We start from the raw sequence: 19498 nt of genomic DNA, 5'->3' as shown, positions 1-19498 counted from the left end.
GCCGCAGCGCCGCAGCACCCCCGAGTGCGCCCGACCCACCCCCGAAGGATGTGTCCCCGTGACCTTCAAGGCCGAGTACATCTGGATCGACGGCACCCAGCCGACGGCCAAGCTCCGTTCCAAGACGAAGATCATCACGGGTGCCCCGGCCGGTCTCGAGTCGCTGCCGATCTGGGGCTTCGACGGCTCCTCCACGAACCAGGCCGAGGGCCACTCCTCGGACTGCGTGCTCAAGCCGGTGTTCACCTGCCCCGACCCGATCCGCGGCGGCGACGACATCCTGGTGCTGTGCGAGGTCCTGGACACGGACATGACGCCGCACCCGTCCAACACGCGGGCCGCGCTGGCCGAGGTCGCCGAGCGGTTCGCCGCGCAGGAGCCGATCTTCGGCATCGAGCAGGAGTACACGTTCTTCGACGGCTCCCGCCCGCTGGGCTTCCCCGAGGGCGGCTTCCCGGCCCCGCAGGGCGGCTACTACTGCGGTGTCGGCGCCGACGAGATCTTCGGCCGCGAGATCGTCGAGGCCCACCTGGACAACTGCCTGACGGCGGGCCTGGGTCTGTCCGGCATCAACGCCGAGGTCATGCCCGGCCAGTGGGAGTTCCAGGTCGGTCCGCTGTCCCCGCTGGAGGTCTCCGACCAGATGTGGGTGGCCCGTTGGCTGCTGTACCGCACCGCCGAGGACTTCGGCATCTCCGCGACCCTCGACCCGAAGCCGGTCAAGGGCGACTGGAACGGCGCTGGCGCGCACACCAACTTCTCCACCAAGGCCATGCGTGAGGGCTACGACGCGATCGTCACCGCGTGCGAGTCGCTCGGCGAGGGCTCCAAGCCGCTGGACCACGTCAAGCACTACGGCGCCGGCATCGACGAGCGCCTGACGGGTCTGCACGAGACCGCCCCGTGGGACAAGTTCTCCTACGGCGTCTCCGACCGCGGCGCCTCGGTCCGCATCCCGTGGCAGGTCGAGAAGGACGGCAAGGGCTACATCGAGGACCGCCGCCCGAACGCCAACGTCGACCCGTACGTGGTGACCCGCCTGATCGTGGACACCTGCTGCTCCGCCCTGGAGAAGGCCGGCCAGGTCTGACCCCGGCTCCAGGAAGGGGGCGCCCGCCACAACGGCGGGCGCCCCCTTCGGCATGCGGGCCCGGCGTACGGCGGTCGCCGGCCCCGCGCAGGCGATGGCCGGACCCGTCCGGATGCCGAGACGGCATACCGGACACGCGAGTTGCGCGGAACCCCCTGATCAGGGCCGTACGGCCGTCCGGGTGCCACGCGCAGCGTCGACTTCACGCCAAGGAGGCGTCCAAGCAGTGAGAGGAGGGTCCTGTCCGGCGCCCTCTTCTGCTTCAATGGGCGCATGGCCAGCTTCCAGAAGTGCAGCGTGACGGGTCGCCATGACCTCGAGCCCTTCTGGCCTTCCCGTCAGCACCACGATTTCGACCGGGTGTGTTGCCGCGCGACGAACGCGCGGGCCCTCTAAAGCCGTACACCCCGGCCTTCGGCCAGCGCGAAACGACGTACGTCCTTCGGCGCGCCCGACCACGAATCGCGGCCGTCGCTCCTCCCGACGAACTCCTCGCGCGAAAGAGCTGACCTCTCATGGCGACCACTCGTTCTCTCTCCTCCGCCTCCACCCTCACCGCCCCCGCCCGGCACCGGTTGCGCGCCGTCGACCGGGACGAGGTGGTCGACGTCGCGGACTTCCTGCCGCCCGGGGCCACCTGGCTGCCCGCACCGCAGCACACCCTGCCCACCGTGCCCGGCCAGCCGCCGATGGTGGGCTACCTGGTGCTGGTCCCGGCCGACCAGCGGCCCCCGTTCCTGCCGGTCGCCGTGCCGGACGGGACCGGGGCCGAGGCGGACGCCGGCACCGACGCACTGGTGCGGATCGACGCCGTGCAGCGCATCGCCAGCGTCGACGGCCGTGACCTCGACCTCACCTACCTGGAGTTCGAGCTGCTCGCCCACCTGGTGGCGCACCCGAACCGGGTGCACACCCGCGACCAGCTGGTCACCACGGTGTGGGGCTACGGCCACGTGGGTGACGGCCGCACCGTCGACGTGCACATCGCCCGGCTGCGCCGCAAGCTGGGCGCCCAGCACCGTCAGACGATCCAGACGGTGCGCCGGGTCGGCTACAAGTACACCCCGCCGACCGGCCGCTGACCCGCTCTGCCCTCGGCGGATTCCCGCACCGAGCCGTGTCCCGGCCGGGCACGATCAGCCGCATGAGACTTCTTGTGCTGGGTGGTACGGAGTTCGTGGGGCGGGCCGTCGTGGAGGCCGCGCTGTGGCGCGGCTGGGAGGTGACCGTCTTCCACCGGGGACGGCACCGGTCCCCCTCGGGGGCACGGTCGTTGCACGGCGACCGCACCGCTCCCGGCGGCCTCGCCGCCCTCGCCGCCGCCGACGGCACCTGGGACGCCGTCATCGACACCTGGTCGGCGGCGCCGCGCGCGGTGCTGGACGCGGCGCGGCTGCTGCGGGGCCGTGCCGGACGGTACGTGTACGTCTCCAGCCGGTCCGTGTACGCCTGGCCCTGGCCCCCGGGAGGCACCGAGGACGCTCCGCTGGTCGAGGGTGCCGAGGCCGGTGCCGGGGCGACCGACTACCCGCGGGACAAGCGGGGTGGCGAGCTGGCCGCCGTGGAGGCCTTCGGTGCGCGGGACTCGCTGCTGGTGCGGGCCGGGCTGATCCTCGGCCCGTACGAGAACGTCGGCCGGCTGCCCTGGTGGCTGACCCGGATCGCCCGGGGCGGTCCGGTCCTCGCCCCCGGGCCCCGGGATCTGCCGCTGCAGTACATCGACGCGCGCGACCTCGCCGACTGGGTCGCCGGTGCGGTGGAGCGGGAGTTGAGCGGACCGTACGACCTGGTGAGCCCGCCCGGCCACACCACCATGGGTGAGCTGCTCCGGGCGTGCGTCCGGGCCACCGGCGCGGACGCCGAGCTGCGCTGGACCGACCCGGAGGTGATCCTGGACGCCGGGATCGAGCCGTGGACCCAGCTGCCGGTGTGGGTGCCGCCGGGCGGCGAGATGTACGACGCCGTGCACCGCGCGGACGTGTCCCGGGCGGTGGCCACCGGACTGGTGTGCCGGCCGGTCGGCGAGACCGTCATCGACACCTGGCGGTGGCTGACGGAGATCGGCGGCGTGGCGCCCCGTCGGCCCGACCGCACGGCGAAGGGCATCGACCCGGAGGCGGAGGCGAAGGTGCTGGCGGCAACGGGTGGTGTACCTGACACCACCCCCGAAGAGGGGGCCTCGGACGACTGACCCGCTCACAGGGGTCGGCAAGACTGGCGCCATGAACAACGACACGAAGAGCGACGGCATCCGCACCCGGGTCCGGGAGGTCGTGCTCGCCGCCGTACGGGGCCTCGTGCTGGCGCTGGCGATGCTGCCCATCGCCGTGCTGTGCTTCACTCTGGCCCTTGTGTCCATCGTGCTCATCCCGTTCGGCCTCGGCATCTTCACGACACCCGCGATACTCGGCGGGGTACGGGACTTCGCGGACACGCGGCGGCGGCTCGCGGCCGAGTGGTGCGGGGTGCCGATCCGGTCGGCCTACCGGCCGGTTCCCGAGGGCGCCAACCCGTGGACCCGCACCGTCCTGATGCTGGCCGACCCCGCGACCTGGCGGGATCTGCGGTGGCTGCCGGCCGACATGACGGCCGGATTCGTCACCGCGCTGCTCCCGGCCGTCCTGCTCTTCTACCCCTTCGAGGGCTTCGCGCTGGCGGCCGGACTGTGGCGGACGATGACCGGCGGCTCCCACGGGCAGTACGGGCCGTACTGGTACGGCTTCGTTCCGGTGAGCGGGCAGGCGTCCGCGTTCGCCGCGGCCGGGCTGGCGGCCGTCATCCTCGTCGCCGCCTACCGCTTCACCCCGCGGCTGCTCACCGCGCACTTCCGGCTCACCCGGGCCGTACTCGGCGGCGACCAGGGGGAACTCGCCGAGCGGGTGCGGGTGCTGACCGAGACCCGGCGGGACGCGGTGGACACCTCCGCCGCCGAGCTGCGCCGGATCGAGCGGGACCTGCACGACGGCGCCCAGGCCCGGCTCGTCGCCATGGGCATGGATCTCGGCACCATCGAGATGCTGGTCGAACGCGACCCGGCCCAGGCGAAGAAGCTGCTCGCGCAGGCCCGCCGGCACTCCGCGGAGGCCCTGGAGGAACTGCGCGACCTGGTGCGCGGCATCCATCCGCCGGTCCTCGCCGAACGCGGACTGGGCGATGCCGTACGGGCGTTGGCGCTGCGACTGCCGCTGCCCACGGAGGTGACCGTGGAGCTTCCCGGGCGGGCGGACGCGCCGGTGGAGTCGGCCGCCTACTTCGCGGTCAGCGAGGTACTCACGAACGCCGTCAAGCACTCCGGCGCCGACCGGATCTGGGTCGACGTGCACCACGCCGGCGGCAGGCTGCGGATCACGGTCACCGACAACGGCGGGGGCGGCGCGGTGATCGGGGCCGGCTCGGGACTCGCCGGGGTCGAGCGGCGGCTGGGTACATTCGACGGCGTCCTGGCCGTCAGCAGCCCCGCCGGCGGCCCCACCATGGTGACCATGGAGATGCCGTGCGTGTTGTCGTAGCCGAAGACCTCTTCCTGCTGCGTGACGGGCTGGTCCGGATGCTGGAGGCCTACGGCTTCGAGATCGCCGCCGCCGTCGAGTCCGGGCCCGAACTGACCCGGGCGCTCGCCGAGTCGGCCCCGGACGTCGCCGTGGTCGACGTCCGCCTGCCGCCCACGCACACCGACGAGGGCCTGCAGTGCGCGCTCGCGGCCCGCCGGGAGCGTCCCGGGCTGCCGGTGCTGGTCCTCTCCCAGCACGTGGAGCAGCTGTACGCGCGTGAGCTGCTCGCCGACGGCAACGGCGGCATCGGCTATCTGCTGAAGGACCGGGTCTTCGACGCCGAGCAGTTCGTGGACGCCGTACGCCGGGTGGCGGGGGGCGGTACGGCGATGGACCCGCAGGTGATCCAGCAGCTGCTGTCCCGGCGGGCCACCGACGACCAGCCGCTCGGCCGGCTCACCCCGCGCGAGCGGGAGGTGCTGGAGCTGATGGCGCAGGGCCGGTCGAACGCGGGCATCGCGGCGCAGCTCGTGGTGACGGAACGGGCCATCGCCAAGCACACCTCCAACATCTTCACCAAACTGGGCCTTGAGGTGTCGGACGATGACAACCGGCGCGTTCTGGCGGTGCTCGCCCATCTCGATCGTGATCGCTGATTTCCGTGAACCTCCGCTGCTCAGGCAGCTGTTGAGGCCACTGTGGTTCGGCGAACCCGTGATGAATCTGTGAGACCGGTGAACACCACTGGGGCGGCGTCCGTATGAAAGGACGCCGCTTCACTCCTGTCGGGCGCCTCGATGCTGCCCCGCAAGGAAGTCAGAGGAGTTCCATGGGACGCAACACACGAAAACGCCGTACGCCGCTGGCCACCAAGGCCATAGCCGCATCGGCGGCCCTAGCGCTCGGTGGGGGCGGGCTGATCTGGGCGAACTTCTACGCCTCGGCGCACGAGTCGAACCACCAGACGTGGGGAGGCAACCAGACCAAGGCCGCGACGGCTCAGGTCGCGACGATCTCCTGCCCGGACGTCGGCCAGAAGCTGACGAACGTGCCGAACGCGGCCCGGCAGGGCGTGGCGACGGAGCTGGCGAACCTCGACAAGCAGATCACCGAGGCCTATGCCCGGCTCGCCTCCACCCGGCAGGCGCAGACGCAGGACGCGAGCTTCGCGCAGAACGCGATCGTCGGGCCCCTGAAGGAGAAGCGGTCCGCGACGATCGACCGGATCCGCATCGACATCCAGCGTGTCGGCGGCGCCTTCGACAACGCGCTGAAGCAGCTCGCCGCCTGCACCACGCAGACCGCCAGCCAGACCACCGCCGGCGGTCAGCAACAGAACGGCGGTCAGCAACAGAACGGTGGCCAGCAACAGAACGGTGGCCAGCAACAGAACGGCGGTCAGCAGCAGACTGGCGGCCAGCAGCAGAACGGCGGCCAGCAACAGAACGGTGGCCAGCAGCAGGGCAACGCCGGGCAGCAGCAGAACGTCGGCGGGCAGGCCGGCAACGGCCCGGCGGCGGCGGACTTCGTCGACATCACGAAGGTCGCACCGAACGTCCAGGGCAAGCCGGCCAGCACCGGCAACGCCTCGACGGGCACGTTCACCACGCGCTGCGGTGTGAACGCGAACAAGAACTTCAACACCGACAACGTGATCGTGGCACCCGGTGTGACCAACGGCGCGCACCACCTGCACGACTACGTCGGCAACCAGAAGATCAACGCGTTCGCCAGCAACAACACGTTCCTGCAGGGCGGCACCAGCTGCCAGAACAGCAGCGACCTGTCGTCGTACTACTGGCCGGTGGTCCGTATCCAGGACGGCACCCAGGACTTCGACCAGAACAAGGACGGCGGCGGCAAGGAAGGCAACGTCGGCAAGATCCTGACCCCGGTGCAGGCCCAGATCAAGTACGTGGGCAGCCCGGCGAGCAAGGTCGTCGCGATGCCGCAGTTCCTGCGCATCATCACCGGTGACGCCAAGACCACCACCAACGGTCTGGCGAACGCCAACGCGCACTGGAGCTGCACCGGCTTCGAGAACAAGGTCCAGCTGACCACGCAGTACCCGATCTGCCCGCAGGGCAGCAAGGTGGTGCGCACGTTCGCCTTCCAGAGCTGCTGGGACGGGCAGAACACCGACAGCGCCAACCACCGCACGCACGTCGCGTTCCCCGATCCGGCGAGCGGCGTCTGCGGGAACGGGTTCAAGGCCATCCCGCAGCTGACGATGCGCCTGGTGTACAACATCACCCCGCCGACCGTCCAGAACGGCCAGGTGAAGAACGCCTACGCGGTGGACGGCTTCCCCGAGCAGCTGCACAAGGCGGCCACCGACCACGACGACTTCATCAGTGTCACGCGGAACGGTCTGGCCAACAAGATCGCCAACTGCATCAACCGCGGTCAGAACTGCTCCTGACCCCCGCAGTGGGCGCATGACAGAAGGCCGGTGACGGATCCCCCTCCCGTCACCGGCCTTCGCCGTGGGTACGACCGCGTCAGCCGCTGTGCGCGTGGTGGTCGACGCCGGTCTCCACATCGCCGCCGAGCGTGCCGCGCAGCGCCTTGACCACCCCGTCGTCGCCGACGGCCACCCACTTGCGGCCGACGAGGTAGTAACCGCCGTAGTCCTTCGCGTCGTTGATCCACTCGCGCTGGCCGCGGTCGGTGGCGAAGGTGGCGAGGACGAACCTGCCGTCACCGTTGTGGCAGATGGCCTGGCGGATCTCGTCGGCGTCGGTCTGCATGTCCGGCTTGCACTTCACCTCGGCCGCCAGGCTCTCCAGGCTGCCGGTCGCGGTGGGCGGCACCGCCTTGGTGTCCCCGCCCGCGCCGCAGCCCGCCAGCGCCAGTACGGCCGCGGCGCCGAGCAGCAGTCCTGTCAACCTCATCTGTTCCTCCGGTCCTGGTGGGCCAAGCATGCCGCGTGGGGCCCCGGCGCGGGGCCCCGTCCCCCCGGATACGGCTCCCGCGCGCGATGCGCTCAAATCCGCCGACCGGATGCGCACGGGTGTGCGAGGGTGACCCGGTGAACCAGAACTGGGAAGACCGCGTGGCCGCCGCCTGGGCGTCCTTCAACGACTGTCCGGAAGAGCGCGCGCACGAGTTCCGCGCGGTGATCGACGCGCTCGTCGCCGAGCTGCCGGACGACAGCCCCCTGGCCCCCTTCGAGCAGGCCTGCGCCTGGGACTCGACCGGGCACTCGGACAAGGCGGTGCCGCTGTACCGGGAGGCGCTCGCGCGCGGACTCGACGGCTACAAGGGGCGGCGGGCCAGGATCCAGCTGTCGAGTTCGCTCCGGAACATCGGGCAGGCCGAGCAGGGCGTGAAGCTGCTCACTCCCGAACTTGACGCCCCGTCGGACGAGTTGGACGACGCGGTGCGGGCATGTCTCGCGCTGTGCCTGTCCAGCCTCGGGCGCGACCGCGAGGGCCTGTCCCTCGTGCTCGGCGCCCTGGCTCCGCATCTGCCGCGCTACCAGCGGTCGATGGCCAACTACGCGCGTGCCCTGGTGGAACCGGAGGCATGAACCACTCGTCCGGCGGTGACCTCCCACCGGTTCACTCGTTCTCCCGGACGTGCAGTCACAGGATGTAGCCCAGCGTCACGCACCCGCCTCCGCCGGACCGGTCGGCGTCGAGCAGGCCGAGGCCGCGCTCGTCGAGCACTATCCACGACTGGTCCGGATCGCCTACCTGGTACTGCCGCCGCGCCTCGGCCGCAGCCGCCGGGTGCTGACCGCACACGCCCTCGCCCAGCGCGCCCTGCCGCGGGGCCGCAAGCAGCCGTCCGTGCTCCCGGCCCAGGCCTCGGGCCTGGAGGGCGACCCCGGGTACGCCTACCTCCGCGAGCGTGTCCTGCGTAGGGCCCTGGAGGCGGCCCGCCCCCGCAAGGGCCTGCCCCGGCCGGCCCAGCTGCCGCCGCCGCTGCCCCAGGTGTGGGGGCTGCGGCTGTTCCCGCGCTCGGGCGGCGCCGACGAACTCGCCCTGGACCAGAGGCTGTCGGCCCTGTCCGGCCCGGCCCGTGCCGCGTACGTGCTGCGCGGTCTGGAGAAGCTGCCCGACGCCGACGTCCGCACGATCCTCGAGGCCGCCGGCGTCGACGACCCGGGCGGCGCGCTGGCCGCGGCGAACGGCGTGCCCGCGCATCCCGCGCTGCTCTCCTCCCCCGAGTTCGACCCCTGCTCGCTGCAGGCCCGGCCCACCGATCTGGTGCGGCGCCGCCAGCACACCAAGGCCGTCCTCGCCGCGGCCGCCGCGCTCGCGGTCTGCGGGGCGCTGGTCGCCCTGCCGGGCGGCGGCTGGGGACCCGACGGTGCCGCCGCGCCCGCCTACGCCGAGAACCCGGCCGCCGAGGCCGCCCTCGACCCCGGCAAGCTGACCCGCGTCCCCGCCGCCGCCTGGCAGTCCGCCGCGCGCACCGACTTCTCCGTGTGGCCCGCGCGCGGCCCGCTCACCGGCGACCGGGCCCTGCTGCGCCGCGCCCTGGCCGTCTGGGCCCGTCCCGGCGAGACGGTCCACGTCTCGGCGACCCCCGGCACCCAGACCGGCGGCCCGGCCGGACCGCCCCAGCTGCTGTACGCGGGCGAGGTCGACGACGCCCGCGTGGTGCTCCTCTACGACGGCCTGCGCATCGCCCGTTACGCCGAGCCGAAGAACGGCGCCCAGGGCGCGGCCCTCGACTTCGCCCGCGTCGACGGCGCGACCGGCGCCGAGGCCGGCGCGCTGGTGCTGGGCCGCTCGGACGGCAACGTCCGCTACCTGATCGCCCCCTGGGTGAAGAAGGCGGCCGCGCGGGACCTGATGGAGCCGACCGCGGCGGCGACCCCGCTGACCGTCACGGACGGACTCACCGCACCGCTGGCCAGCCCCGCCCTGCGGCCCGGCAACTGCACCGCCTGGACCGTGCTCCAGCTGACCGACGCCTCCGGCAGCCGGCTCTCCACCGACCTCGGTGAGCTGGTCCCGGCCCACCTCACCGCCGGCCGCCCCGGCTCGACCGGCGAGGCGGCCGGTGCGGAGGGGCTGCGGGCGTGGGCGCCGTACGCCTGCTCGCTGGCGGGCGAGCGCTCGTCGGGCATCCGCAGCGTCAACGCCTGGGCCTACGCCCAGCAGCCGCTGCCCGACGGCAGCGGAACGGGCGCCTGGGTGTGCACCCGGGCCGAGACCTGGCGCGGCGGGGGTACGGCCGCGCTGGCCCAGTTCCGCACACCGGGCGGATCGACCGGGGCGGTCGTCGCCAAGGGCACGGACGTGCCGGCGTGCGGGCCGCGCGATCCCCGTGTGCTGGCCGGGGTGCTGTGGAAGTCCGGCGCCGGGACGTGGTACCTGCTGGCGGCCGGCAGCAAGGGGACGTCGTCGATCTCGGCGACGGGCGGGGTGACCGCGTCCGCGCCGGGGCCGTTGCTGGCCGTCGAGGCCGAGCGGGGGGCTCGGGCCGACCTGTCCGGTACGTCGGCGGACGGGCGGAAGATCAGTGGGTTGCGGTAGGGCCGGCACCGCCCGGCCGCCGGGAGCGTTGTTGACATCGGTGTAAACAAGGTGCGCCACAGGGGTTCTCAGGCGCCCTACCCGTCAGTACATTGACGCCATGTCTCATACGCAGGCCCGGCCGGTGGAGTCCGAGCGCATACCGCTCAAGGCCCGCAACGTGTCCTTCTCGTGGGAGGACACGCCGCTGCACTGGGTGCCCGGCGACCCGTTCACCACGCACACCATCAATGTGCTGCACCTGCTGCTGCCCGCCGGTGAGCGATGGTTCGTGCATGTGTACAAGCAGGTGCTGCCGCTGATCCGGGACGACCGGCTCCGCGAGGACGTCGTCGGGTTCATCGGGCAGGAGGCCATGCACTCCCAGGCCCATGACGAGGTGCTGCCGCACCTGAGGGAACTGGGGCTCGACCCGACGCCGTACACCGCGCAGGTCGACTGGTTCTTCGAGAAGCTGCTCGGCGACCGCACGCTGCCGCCGGGCAGGCCGCGCAGGTGGTGGCTGCTGGAGCGGGTCGCGCTGATCGCCGCCATCGAGCACTACACCGCCTTCCTCGGTGACTGGGTGCTCAACGCCGCCGAGCTGGACCGGCGTGGCGCCGATCCGACCATGCTGGACCTGCTGCGCTGGCACGGCGCCGAGGAGGTCGAACACCGCTCGGTCGCCTTCGACCTGTTCCTGCACGTCGACGGCGGCTACCGGCGCCGGGTGCGCACCTGGGCCGCGGCCTTCTCCGCGCTGGTCTTCCTGTGGCAGCGCGGGGTCCGCTTCTTCATGGAGAACGACCCGGCGCTCGTCGACGGCAAGGCGTCCTTCAGGGAGTTCCACCAGCGCGGCCGGCAGGGCGTCCTGCCCGCCACCGGGGTCATGCTGAAGTCCGTCCCGCGCTATCTCAGCCGCGCCTACCACCCCTCCCACGAGTGCTCCACCGCCCAGGCCGTGGCCTACCTGGCCTCCTCCCCCGCCGCGCGCGCCGCGGAGGGAAGGTCCCCCCACGCCCTCACGGCAGTGGGGGAGGCGTCGTGATGCCGAAGCTGCGCGCCGCCGCCCTCGTCGCGGGCGCCGCCCTGCTGACCCGGCAGGCCCTGCGCCGCCGTATCCAGACCTCGCCGCTGTGGCCGATGCCCACCCTGGACCCGCCGGTCTCCGGCCGGCCGCGTTCGCGGGCCCTGCGGGTGTCGCTCACCGCCCGCGAGACGATCGCCGACGGGGTCGTACAGCTCCGTATGGAGGGCGGCGGCCTGCCGGGCTGGGAGCCGGGAGCGCACCTCGATCTCGTCCTGCCCTCCGGACTCGTCCGGCAGTACTCCCTGTGCGGGGACCCCGAGGACACCTCCTCGTACACGGTCGCCACACGGCTGGCCGAGGACGGCCGGGGCGGCTCCCGCGAGGTGCACGAGCAACTCGCCGAGGGCATGGAGCTGGAGGTGCGGGGACCGAGGAACCGTTTCCCCCTTGTGCAGGCGCCCTCGTACGTCTTCGTCGCCGGCGGCATCGGCATCACCCCGATCCTGCCCATGCTGCGGGCCCTGCCGGTCGGCACCGACTGGCGGCTGCTGTACTGCGGGCGGAGCCGGGCCTCGATGCCGTTCCTGGAGGAGGTCCGGAAGCTGGCCGGGACGGAGGTCTCCCCGGCTCGAACGACGCCGGGAGCCGGCGGGAGACTGACGCTGGTGGCCGAGGACGAGGACGGACGGCCGGACCTGGACGCGCTGCTCGCGGACGTCCCGGCGGGGACGGCCGTCTACTGCTGCGGACCCGAGGGCCTGATGGCCGCGGTCGAGGCCCGCCTGCCCGGTGATGCCACGCTGCACCTGGAGCGGTTCGCACCCCGCGCGTCGGCGGGCGGGAACGCGGAGTTCGAGGTGGAACTGCGGCGCAGCGGACGGACGTTCACGGTGCCCGCCGACTCCACCCTGCTGGCCGCCGTGCGACGCGAGCTGCCGGACACCGCCTACTCCTGTGCGCAGGGGTTCTGCGGCACCTGCCAACAGCGCGTGCTGGAGGGCGAGGTCGACCACCGGGACGAGCTGCTGACGGACGCGGAACGATCCGATTCCATGCTGATCTGCGTATCGCGGGCCCGGAGCGATCGCCTGGTGCTCGACATGTGAACATCGACGGCCGGATTCGATCGGTAAGGTGTTCGCATGAGTACCGGGGTTCGCCGCAGGATGGGCGTCGAGGAGCGGCGGCAGCAGCTGATCGGCGTCGCCCTCGACCTGTTCAGCAGGCGCTCGCCCGACGAGGTCTCCATCGATGAGATAGCGTCGGCGGCGGGCATCTCGCGCCCGCTGGTCTACCACTACTTCCCCGGCAAACTCAGCCTGTACGAAGCCGCGTTGAAGCGTGCCGCGGAGGATCTCGCGGGTCGCTTCGCCGAGCCGCACGAGGGTCCGCTGGGCGCCCGGCTGCTGCGCGTGATGCGCCGCTACTTCGACTTCGTGGACGAGCACGGCCCCGGTTTCTCGGCGCTGATGCGCGGCGGCCCGGCGGTCTCCGCCGACGGAGTGCACTCGAAGGACCATGTATCGGCCACCAACGCGCTCATCGACTCCGTGCGGCAGGCCGCGTACGACCAGATGCTGTCACACCTGGGCGTGACCGACGCGTCCCCGCGTCTGGAGCTGGTCGTCCGCTCCTGGATCTCGCTCGCCGAGTCCACGGCACTGCTCTGGCTCGACGGCCGGCGCATCGCGCGCGCCGAGCTGGAGATCCAGCTCGTGCACGACTTCGCCGCGCTGGCCGCCGTCAGCGCCGCCCACGACGAGGACATGGCGGCCCTGCTGCGCACCATGGCCAAGGACGAGCCGGCCGACGGCCCCTTCGCGGAGCTGGTCGGCCGGCTCATGTCGCTCGCGTCCTGAGCGACGCCCGTGATCAATGCACCTAGGGCCGGTCGAACTTCCGGTACGACGGGTCGAGGTCGCGGATCTCGGCGGAGGCGTGCAGGGTGAACGCCGCGTCCGCCACGTGCTCGCGCAGCAGTTCCAGCGCGGTCTGGGTCAGCTTCGCCTTCGTCTCGTCGCCCCGTCCGGCGAGGAGCCCGATCGTCACCTGCACGATGGCGTGCTCGCGCGCCCCGGGATCCTCGTACCCGAACACCGTGCACGCACTCGGCCGGAACTGCGTCTTGCAGGCCTCCGGCTTCGCCGCCGCGATCTCCACGGTCGCCGCGTGCAGCGCCCGGGCGAAGCCCTCGCGGTCGAAGGCGTTCTCCATGATGTCGGAGTAGTCGACGGTGATCTGGGGCATGCGCACTCCTGTTCTACGGCAACGGCCTCACCCTAGTTCCCCGCCCGGCTGAACACCGCCACCGTCCGCGCGGGGACGGTGAACGTGCCCGAGCCGGCCGCGTAGGCGGAGGTCTTCACCACGGGGTCGGCGCCGGAGGCCTGCACGGGGTGCAGCCGGTAGTGCCTGCCGGCGAGGGCACTGACCTTCTGTTCCTGCTTCTGCGGTGTGGCGTTGAAGACGACGACCAGGTCTCCGAGGGTCATGGTGATGACCCCGGGTGTCTCGTTCTTGCCGGACAGGGGGAAGGCCAGGTGGTCCTGCACCCGTGCGGCCGTGGCGAGGGAGAACGCCTGCTCGGTGGTGCGGATCTTCAGCAGGTCCTGGTAGGCGGCCGAGGCGCTGGTGATCTGCGGGCAGCCGACTCTCACCGTGGTGAGCAGCGGTTTGGCGTAGTCCCATTTGGACTGGTTGTCGGCGGCCGGGGGCAGTCCGCGTCCGAAGCCGTTGCCGTCGGCGCAGTTCCAGTGGATGGCGTTGAACCAGTCGCCGCTGTCGTGCGAGTTGCGGTCCAGTGACTTCGAGCGCAGCAGGTCGGTGCCGGCCTGGGACAGGGACGGTCCCTGGGAGAGGGCGGCCGTGGCCATCGCGAGGACCTGCATCCGGGCCCGGTCGGCGACGGGGGTGTCTGTGGGGAGTTTGTAGGCCAGCGCGTCGAACAGTGACTCGTTGTCGTGGGCGTCGGCGTAGGCGAGGGCGTCACCGGGAGCGTCCGCGTATCCGGCGGGAGCGCCGTTGTAGTCGACCTCGGCGCCGGTGACGTTCTTGCCGTCGGTGTCCGTGAAGCGGTATTTGGCGAGGTTGCCGGTCAGCCCGATCTTGATCAGGTCCTGGTAGTGCAGCAGCCGGGCCCTCTGTTCCTGCTTCGTGCCGTTGGCGGTGGAGGTGTTGGGGTCGGTGTACAGGCCGGACGCGAAGCCCTGGACGCCGGGGTCGGCGTCGAAGGGGCCGCCGCCGCGCACCGCGTCCCGGGCCCGGTCGGAGAAGGTGGCGATGTTGGTGCCGGCCATGTTCTTCTGCGTGGCCTGCACGAAGCGGGCGTCGTTCGCGACCTCCCCGAAGTTCCAGCCCTCGCCGTACAGGATGATCTTCTTGCCGTCGACGCCGTCCTTCTCCGGGGTCAGCGCGTCCAGGGCCTTCCTGACCGCCAGGATGTTGGCCTTCGGATGGTGGCCCATCAGATCGAAGCGGAACCCGTCGACCTTGTACTCCTTGGCCCAGGTGACGATCGAGTCCACGACCAGCTTGCCCATCATCGCGTTCTCGGGCGCGGTGTTGGCGCAGCAGGTGCTGTTGGCCACGCTGCCGTCGGCGAGCAGCCGCTGGTAGTAGCCCGGCACGACCTTGTCGAGCACGCTGGTGTCCGCCTGGCCGCCGGCCGCGGTGTGGTTGTAGACGACGTCCATGACGACCCTGAGGCCGTCCTGGTTCAGCGCCTGCACCATCTTGCGGAACTGGACCGTACGGGCGGTGCCGTCGGGATCGGTGGCGTAGGAGCCCTCGGGGACCGTGTAGTGGTAGGGGTCGTAGCCCCAGTTGTAGGCGTCCTTCGCGGCGGTCTTCGCCACGCACTCCTGCTGCTTGCCGGAGTCGGCCGGGTAGGACGCCAGATCGCAGTCGGTGACCGCCTGGTCGGCCTTCCTCTCGGGAACGTTGGCGATGTCGAACGCGGGCAGCAGATGCACGTACGACGTCCCCGACCTCGCGAGCGCCCTCAGATGCCGGGAGCCGTCACTGCCCTTGTCCGTGAAGGCCAGGTAGGTGCCCTGGTCCTGCACCGGGACCGTCGTGTCGGCGACCGAGAAGTCCCGGATGTGCAGCTCCTGGATCTGCGCGTCCCTCAACGCAACCGCCCTGGGCTTGCGCAACGCGGACCAGCCCCTCGGCGCCAACGACTTGTCGTCCAGGTCGACGACGAGACTGCGCTCCGAGTCGGCGGTCAGGGCGAGCGAGTAGGGGTCGGTGACCTTGTTGGTGACCATCCTGCGGACACTGGGCGCCCACACCCTCACGACGTACCGGTAGGGCTTGCCCTTCCACGACGCCGGACCGGTCACGGACCACACGCCGGTCGCGTCGTCACGGCGCATGGCCACCGTGGCACCGTTCAGCTCCAGCGACACACTCCGCGCCGTCGGCGCCCACACGGAGAGGGTGGGCTTCCCGTCGTGGAACACCGGGCCGAGCGAGGCCTTGCCGGCACCGGGGTAGAGGTCGTCCAGCACGCCGGCGATCTGTACGCCGGTCGCGGCGAGCACCGCCCCGTTCGCCGCCCGCTGCGAGGCGACGAGCTGGCCCTTGACCGCCTCGCGCACCCGGTCCCGGTCGCGCGGGTCCACGGACCAGGCGGTGTAGTCCTTCAGGTGCGGGAACCTCGCCTTCTGGGCATCCGTCAGCGTCGTCTTCGCCAGACGCAGCCAGCGCTCGTCGTCACTGGTCAGCGAGGAGCCCTTGACGGCGATCGAGCCGTCCCCGGAGTACAGCAGCTGGGTGGAGGCGGCGCCGTCGACACCGTTCCAGGCCACGGTGTCCCGGTCGATCCAGACCGCCTTGGACGTGGACAGGTCGAGGGCGGCGGCACTGCCCGCGGGCTGCGGCAGCAGGTACTCCTCCTGACCGTTCAACAGCCACACCTCATAGCCGTCGGCCTTGAGGTCCAGGGACCGGTCGGTGGGCAGATCCTTGTCGTCGCCCTTGTGGATGATGTAGCTGAGGCTGGTGGCACCCGCGGTGAGCGGTACTTCGAAGACCGCGCCATAGGCATCAGTCTTCACCGGCTTCAGGGGGTTCGACCAGTCGGTGGGGTTCGCGGCCCCCGTCCAGACGTGCAGGCCCCAGCCGTCGTAGTCGCCGTCGGCGCGGTGGTAGTGGACGACGGCCGTGGCCGTGTCCTGGGCGGGCCGGTCCGGCCGCTGTGTCAGTACGTCGGCCTTCCCCTGCTCGAGCCAGACCTCGCCCGTCCTGGTGACGTCGATGCTCCGGTCGGCGGCGACGTCCTTGTCGCCGTCCTTGTCGATGACCAGGAAGCCGACGTTGGAGGCGCCGGGCTTGAGCTTGACGTAGGCGAAGGCGCCGTAGGCGTCCCGGCCGGTGAAGGGGTGGCTGTCCGGCCAGTTCGTGGCCTCGCCGTCGGCGAGGTCGCCCCAGGCGTACAGGCCCCAGTCGGCGTAGTCGCCGTCGGCGCGCTTGTAGTGGACGACCGCGTAGTTCCGGGAGGTGGTGGTGGGGACCTCGGTCGCGGGCGGGGTGCCGGTGGTGCTGTCCGCCGTGGCGCCGGCGGTGCGCCCGGCCGAGTCGATCACGACGGCCTTGTACCGCAGGGCGGTCCCGGCGGGTACGTCCTTGCCGATGGTCTGGGTGACCTTGTAGGGGGCGTGGTCGGCGGAGCCGAGCGTCTTCCACGTGCCGTTGCCCACCTGGGCGGCGAAGACGACGCGGTTCAGCCCGCCGCCGTCGGCGTCCGCGGTCAGTTCGACCGTCCCCGTGGCACCGGCGGACGGTGCCTTCAGAGTGAGGGCCGGCTCGGTGACGGGCTCGGCGAGGGCGCCGGTGGCCTGGTAGACGACGGCGGCGCCGGCCGGGACGGTGACGGTGAGCTGGTGGTCGCCGTCGGTCCTCAGCGTGCCGTGCGCGCCGTAGATCCCCCGGTACGGCATGTCCGCCGAACCGGTCGGGAAGGTCGCCGTCCTCGCCTCGCCGGCGTTGTTGAAGGCGACGACGTACTCCTGGCCGGTCCTGGCGTCCGTACGGGTGAAGGCGTACACGCCCGCGCCGTCGGCCGCGTACCGCTCGGTCTGGACGCCGTCCGTCAGGGCCGGGTTGGCCTTGCGGAGCCTGGCGAGGGCGGCGATCTCCCGGTAGAGCGGCGCGCCGGTGTCGTACGCGTCGTTCGCGTGGGTGCGGTCGGTGCCGATCTCGTCGTCGTCGAGGTAGTCGGCGACCCGGGAGGCGAACATCGTCTGGCGGGCGTCCTTGTCGCCGCCGGAGCCGGTGAAGCCCTGCTCGTCGCCGTAGTAGACGACCGGGTTGCCGCGGCTGAGGAACATCAGCTCGTTGGCGAGCCTGTCCTTGGCGAGGATCTCGGCGTCGGTCGCCTTCGGGTCGTCCTGCTTCAGGAAGTACCCGATACGGCCCATGTCGTGGTTGCCGAGAAAGGTGACCTGCTCGTACGCGTTGGCCTTGTCGGTCGTGTACTTGTAGTCGTCACCGAAGACGCTCGCGAGCTTCCGCGCGCTGCCGCCCTGGGAGGCGTAGGCGCGGGCCGCGTCCTGGAAGGGGAAGTCGAGGGTGGCGTCCAGGCGGCCCTGGGTGACGTACGGGGACGTGACGGAGGTGTCGGCGGAGTAGACCTCGCCGAACATGAAGAAGTTCTTCCGCCCGCGCGCGGCCGCGTACTTGTCCAGCGCGGTCGCCCACTGGGTCCAGAACTCCGTGTTCACGTGCTTGACGGTGTCGATCCGGAACCCGTCGACACCGAAGTCCCTCACCCACCGCTCATAGATCTTCTCCATGCCGCTGACGACCTCGGGACGCTCGGTCCACAGGTCGTCGAGCCCGGAGAAGTCGCCGTAGGTGGTGGACTCGCCGGCGTAGGTGGAGTCGCCCCGGTTGTGGTACATGGCCGGGTCGTTGAGCCAGGACGGCACCTTGCTCCCGCTTCCGGCCTTCGGCGTGCGCGGGAAGGAGCCGGCGTCGACGGCCGGGAACTTCCCGCCGCCGTCCGCGTAGTCGGAGTCGTCGAAGGGCCGTCCGTCCTTGGTCAGGTACGGAAAGGCGCCCTTGGACAGGTAGTCGTACGACTTCTCCTCATAGTCCACGAGGTCGGCGGTGTGGTTGGTGATGACGTCGAAGAAGACCTTCATGCCCTTGGCGTGCGCCTTGGAGATGAGGGTCTCGAGGTCCTTGTTGGTGCCGAAGTGCGGGTCGACCCGGGTGAAGTCGGTGATCCAGTAGCCGTGGTAGCCGGCCGAGGCGTTGGCGCCGGTGCCCTGCACCGGGCGGTTCTTGAAGATCGGGGCCATCCAGATGGCGGTGGTGCCGAGGCCCTTGATGTAGTCGAGCCGCCGGGTCAGGCCCTTGAGGTCGCCGCCCTGGTAGAAGCCCTTGTCGGTGGGGTCGTAGCCGGTGCTGAGCCGGGAGCCGGTGAGTCCGCCCCGGTCATTCGACTTGTCCCCATTGGCGAAACGATCCGGCATGACGAAGTAGAACTGCTCGCGCGTGTCGTCGTGCCGGGCGGGCACGGCGGCGAGCCTCGCGTCGGACGGAGGCGCGGGCGGGGTGGCGGCCTGGGCCGCGAGGGGCTGCACGAGGGCGGCCGTGAGGGCGGCGACCGTGACGGCCGCGGCCCTTCTGCGACGCGGGGTACGGCGCGTGCGGGGCGCCGTCCATCTCGGTATCACAGGCGGTAACTCCTTGCGGTCTACGGCTCTTTCGGGTCCGACCCCATCGCCGCGGCACAGCTTCACTGCCGGACGCCCGCGCGACCGTACCGCCGCCGAAAGGTTTACAGCAAGAGGCTTGAAACAAGCGGCAAGAACTTTCACGTGTCGGCCGACGCTCGTGTGTCACCCGGGCGCGGCAAGACATGTGTGCCGCACGCTCAGTTGACGGTCGCGCCTATTGACGGTTCAACCGGGCAGCACGCATCGGCGGGTCAGCTCGCGGTGCGCTGCCCCGAGTGCCGCATCCGGTCCGGGACGTCGGCGCGGGTCTGCAGGCGGCCGTCGACGGCGTCGAGTGGGTCGACCCGCAGTCGCGTTCCCGTTGCGGGATGCGCCGGACAGGTGAAAAGTGGCTTATGTCGAGCCGAGATCCGGCCCCTAAGCCAGTGCGACGCAGACCCGTCTGGATTCCTGATGGCCAGAACCCCCCGTCGGCGCCTCTTCCGCATGACCAGCGCATCGGCCTTGGCCGCAGCGGCCGCGTTGCCCGCGGGCCCCCTGACCGCCGTGCCGGCGCCTCAGGTCCGTGTCGAGGCCGGGGCGGACCTGCCCCTGGAGTCGACTCCTCCTTCACCCGGGTCTCCGGCGCCGACGCCCCCCTCCCCCTCGACGCCGGGCACTGCGCCGACCACGGCATCACCTTCCCCGACGACGTCGAGCAATCCGCCCCCGACGACATCCCCCACCCC

14 protein-coding genes are annotated in these 19498 nt (G+C 71.5%); 11 read left to right on the top strand and 3 right to left on the bottom strand.

What is annotated here, in order from left to right; all coding sequences use genetic code 11:
- Positions 1-58 precede the first annotated feature (58 nt).
- From glnII to AC07C1_RS08265, 6 genes are all read left to right on the top strand, one after another.
- Positions 59-1090 carry a glutamine synthetase gene (glnII, locus tag AC07C1_RS08290; protein WP_478937732.1) on the top strand — a complete coding sequence of 344 codons (1032 nt, stop codon included), beginning with the start codon at positions 59-61 and terminating at the stop codon, positions 1088-1090.
- A 515-nt stretch (positions 1091-1605) separates the two neighbouring features.
- Entirely contained in the window at positions 1606-2172 is a 567-nt protein-coding gene (locus AC07C1_RS08285; RefSeq protein WP_478937731.1) for a winged helix-turn-helix domain-containing protein, read from the top strand.
- A gap of 62 nt (positions 2173-2234) precedes the next feature.
- The gene (locus AC07C1_RS08280) at positions 2235-3281 is read left to right on the top strand and encodes an NAD-dependent epimerase/dehydratase family protein (RefSeq protein ID WP_478937730.1); all 1047 of its coding nucleotides are present in this window, start codon (positions 2235-2237) and stop codon (positions 3279-3281) included.
- A gap of 31 nt (positions 3282-3312) precedes the next feature.
- The gene (locus AC07C1_RS08275; protein ID WP_478937729.1) at positions 3313-4599 is read left to right on the top strand and encodes a sensor histidine kinase; all 1287 of its coding nucleotides are present in this window, start codon (positions 3313-3315) and stop codon (positions 4597-4599) included.
- Positions 4584-5237: a LuxR C-terminal-related transcriptional regulator gene (locus AC07C1_RS08270; RefSeq protein ID WP_478937728.1), complete on the top strand. Its 654-nt coding sequence runs from the start codon at positions 4584-4586 to the stop codon at positions 5235-5237. The genes AC07C1_RS08275 and AC07C1_RS08270 overlap by 16 nt, the downstream gene beginning before the upstream one ends.
- Positions 5238-5410: 173 nt before the next feature.
- Positions 5411-7003: a DUF1996 domain-containing protein gene (locus AC07C1_RS08265; protein WP_478937727.1), complete on the top strand. Its 1593-nt coding sequence runs from the start codon at positions 5411-5413 to the stop codon at positions 7001-7003.
- 79 nt (positions 7004-7082) lie between these two features.
- Here AC07C1_RS08265 and AC07C1_RS08260 read toward each other — a convergent pair whose 3' ends face one another.
- Entirely contained in the window at positions 7083-7475 is a 393-nt protein-coding gene (locus AC07C1_RS08260) for a hypothetical protein (RefSeq protein WP_478937726.1), read from the bottom strand.
- Positions 7476-7561: 86 nt separating this feature from the next.
- Here AC07C1_RS08260 and AC07C1_RS08255 point away from each other — a divergent pair, with 86 nt between their 5' ends.
- The 5 genes from AC07C1_RS08255 to AC07C1_RS08235 all read left to right on the top strand — a co-directional run bounded on the left by AC07C1_RS08255 (position 7562) and on the right by AC07C1_RS08235 (position 12941).
- Positions 7562-8113, top strand: coding sequence for a tetratricopeptide repeat protein (locus tag AC07C1_RS08255; protein WP_478937725.1), 552 nt, complete (start codon positions 7562-7564; stop codon positions 8111-8113).
- A gap of 49 nt (positions 8114-8162) precedes the next feature.
- On the top strand, positions 8163-10073 hold the full coding sequence (locus AC07C1_RS08250; RefSeq protein WP_478937723.1) for a hypothetical protein: 1911 nt from the start codon (positions 8163-8165) through the stop codon (positions 10071-10073).
- A gap of 100 nt (positions 10074-10173) precedes the next feature.
- The gene (locus AC07C1_RS08245; RefSeq protein ID WP_478937722.1) at positions 10174-11100 is read left to right on the top strand and encodes a metal-dependent hydrolase; all 927 of its coding nucleotides are present in this window, start codon (positions 10174-10176) and stop codon (positions 11098-11100) included.
- The gene (locus AC07C1_RS08240; protein WP_478937720.1) at positions 11100-12188 is read left to right on the top strand and encodes a PDR/VanB family oxidoreductase; all 1089 of its coding nucleotides are present in this window, start codon (positions 11100-11102) and stop codon (positions 12186-12188) included. Before AC07C1_RS08245 ends, AC07C1_RS08240 begins: the two co-directional genes overlap by 1 nt.
- A 36-nt stretch (positions 12189-12224) precedes the next feature.
- On the top strand, positions 12225-12941 hold the full coding sequence (locus AC07C1_RS08235; protein WP_478937719.1) for a TetR/AcrR family transcriptional regulator: 717 nt from the start codon (positions 12225-12227) through the stop codon (positions 12939-12941).
- Positions 12942-12963: 22 nt separating this feature from the next.
- On the opposite strand, the gene AC07C1_RS08230 is transcribed toward AC07C1_RS08235, so the two are convergent.
- Positions 12964-13329: a 5-carboxymethyl-2-hydroxymuconate Delta-isomerase gene (locus AC07C1_RS08230; RefSeq protein WP_478937718.1), complete on the bottom strand. Its 366-nt coding sequence runs from the start codon at positions 13327-13329 to the stop codon at positions 12964-12966.
- A 32-nt stretch (positions 13330-13361) separates the two neighbouring features.
- A complete protein-coding gene (gene pulA / locus AC07C1_RS08225) occupies positions 13362-18767 on the bottom strand; it encodes a pullulanase-type alpha-1,6-glucosidase (RefSeq protein WP_478937716.1) in 5406 nt (1801 codons plus the stop codon).
- Between the last annotated feature and the right edge of the window lie 731 nt (positions 18768-19498).

Source organism: Streptomyces sp. NPDC045022, assembly GCF_056432605.1.
This window is presented reverse-complemented; position numbering and strand designations above follow the sequence as displayed.

Coding starts and splice junctions, on each gene's coding strand:
- AC07C1_RS08285 (WP_478937731.1), top strand. CDS start 1,606: ATGGCGACCACTCGTTCTCTCTCCTCCGCCTCCACCCTCACCGCCCCC.
- AC07C1_RS08280 (WP_478937730.1), top strand. CDS start 2,235: ATGAGACTTCTTGTGCTGGGTGGTACGGAGTTCGTGGGGCGGGCCGTC.
- AC07C1_RS08240 (WP_478937720.1), top strand. CDS start 11,100: ATGCCGAAGCTGCGCGCCGCCGCCCTCGTCGCGGGCGCCGCCCTGCTG.
- AC07C1_RS08275 (WP_478937729.1), top strand. CDS start 3,313: ATGAACAACGACACGAAGAGCGACGGCATCCGCACCCGGGTCCGGGAG.
- AC07C1_RS08255 (WP_478937725.1), top strand. CDS start 7,562: ATGCGCTCAAATCCGCCGACCGGATGCGCACGGGTGTGCGAGGGTGAC.
- AC07C1_RS08235 (WP_478937719.1), top strand. CDS start 12,225: ATGAGTACCGGGGTTCGCCGCAGGATGGGCGTCGAGGAGCGGCGGCAG.
- AC07C1_RS08260 (WP_478937726.1), bottom strand. CDS start 7,475: ATGAGGTTGACAGGACTGCTGCTCGGCGCCGCGGCCGTACTGGCGCTG.
- AC07C1_RS08265 (WP_478937727.1), top strand. CDS start 5,411: ATGGGACGCAACACACGAAAACGCCGTACGCCGCTGGCCACCAAGGCC.
- AC07C1_RS08245 (WP_478937722.1), top strand. CDS start 10,174: ATGTCTCATACGCAGGCCCGGCCGGTGGAGTCCGAGCGCATACCGCTC.
- AC07C1_RS08230 (WP_478937718.1), bottom strand. CDS start 13,329: ATGCCCCAGATCACCGTCGACTACTCCGACATCATGGAGAACGCCTTC.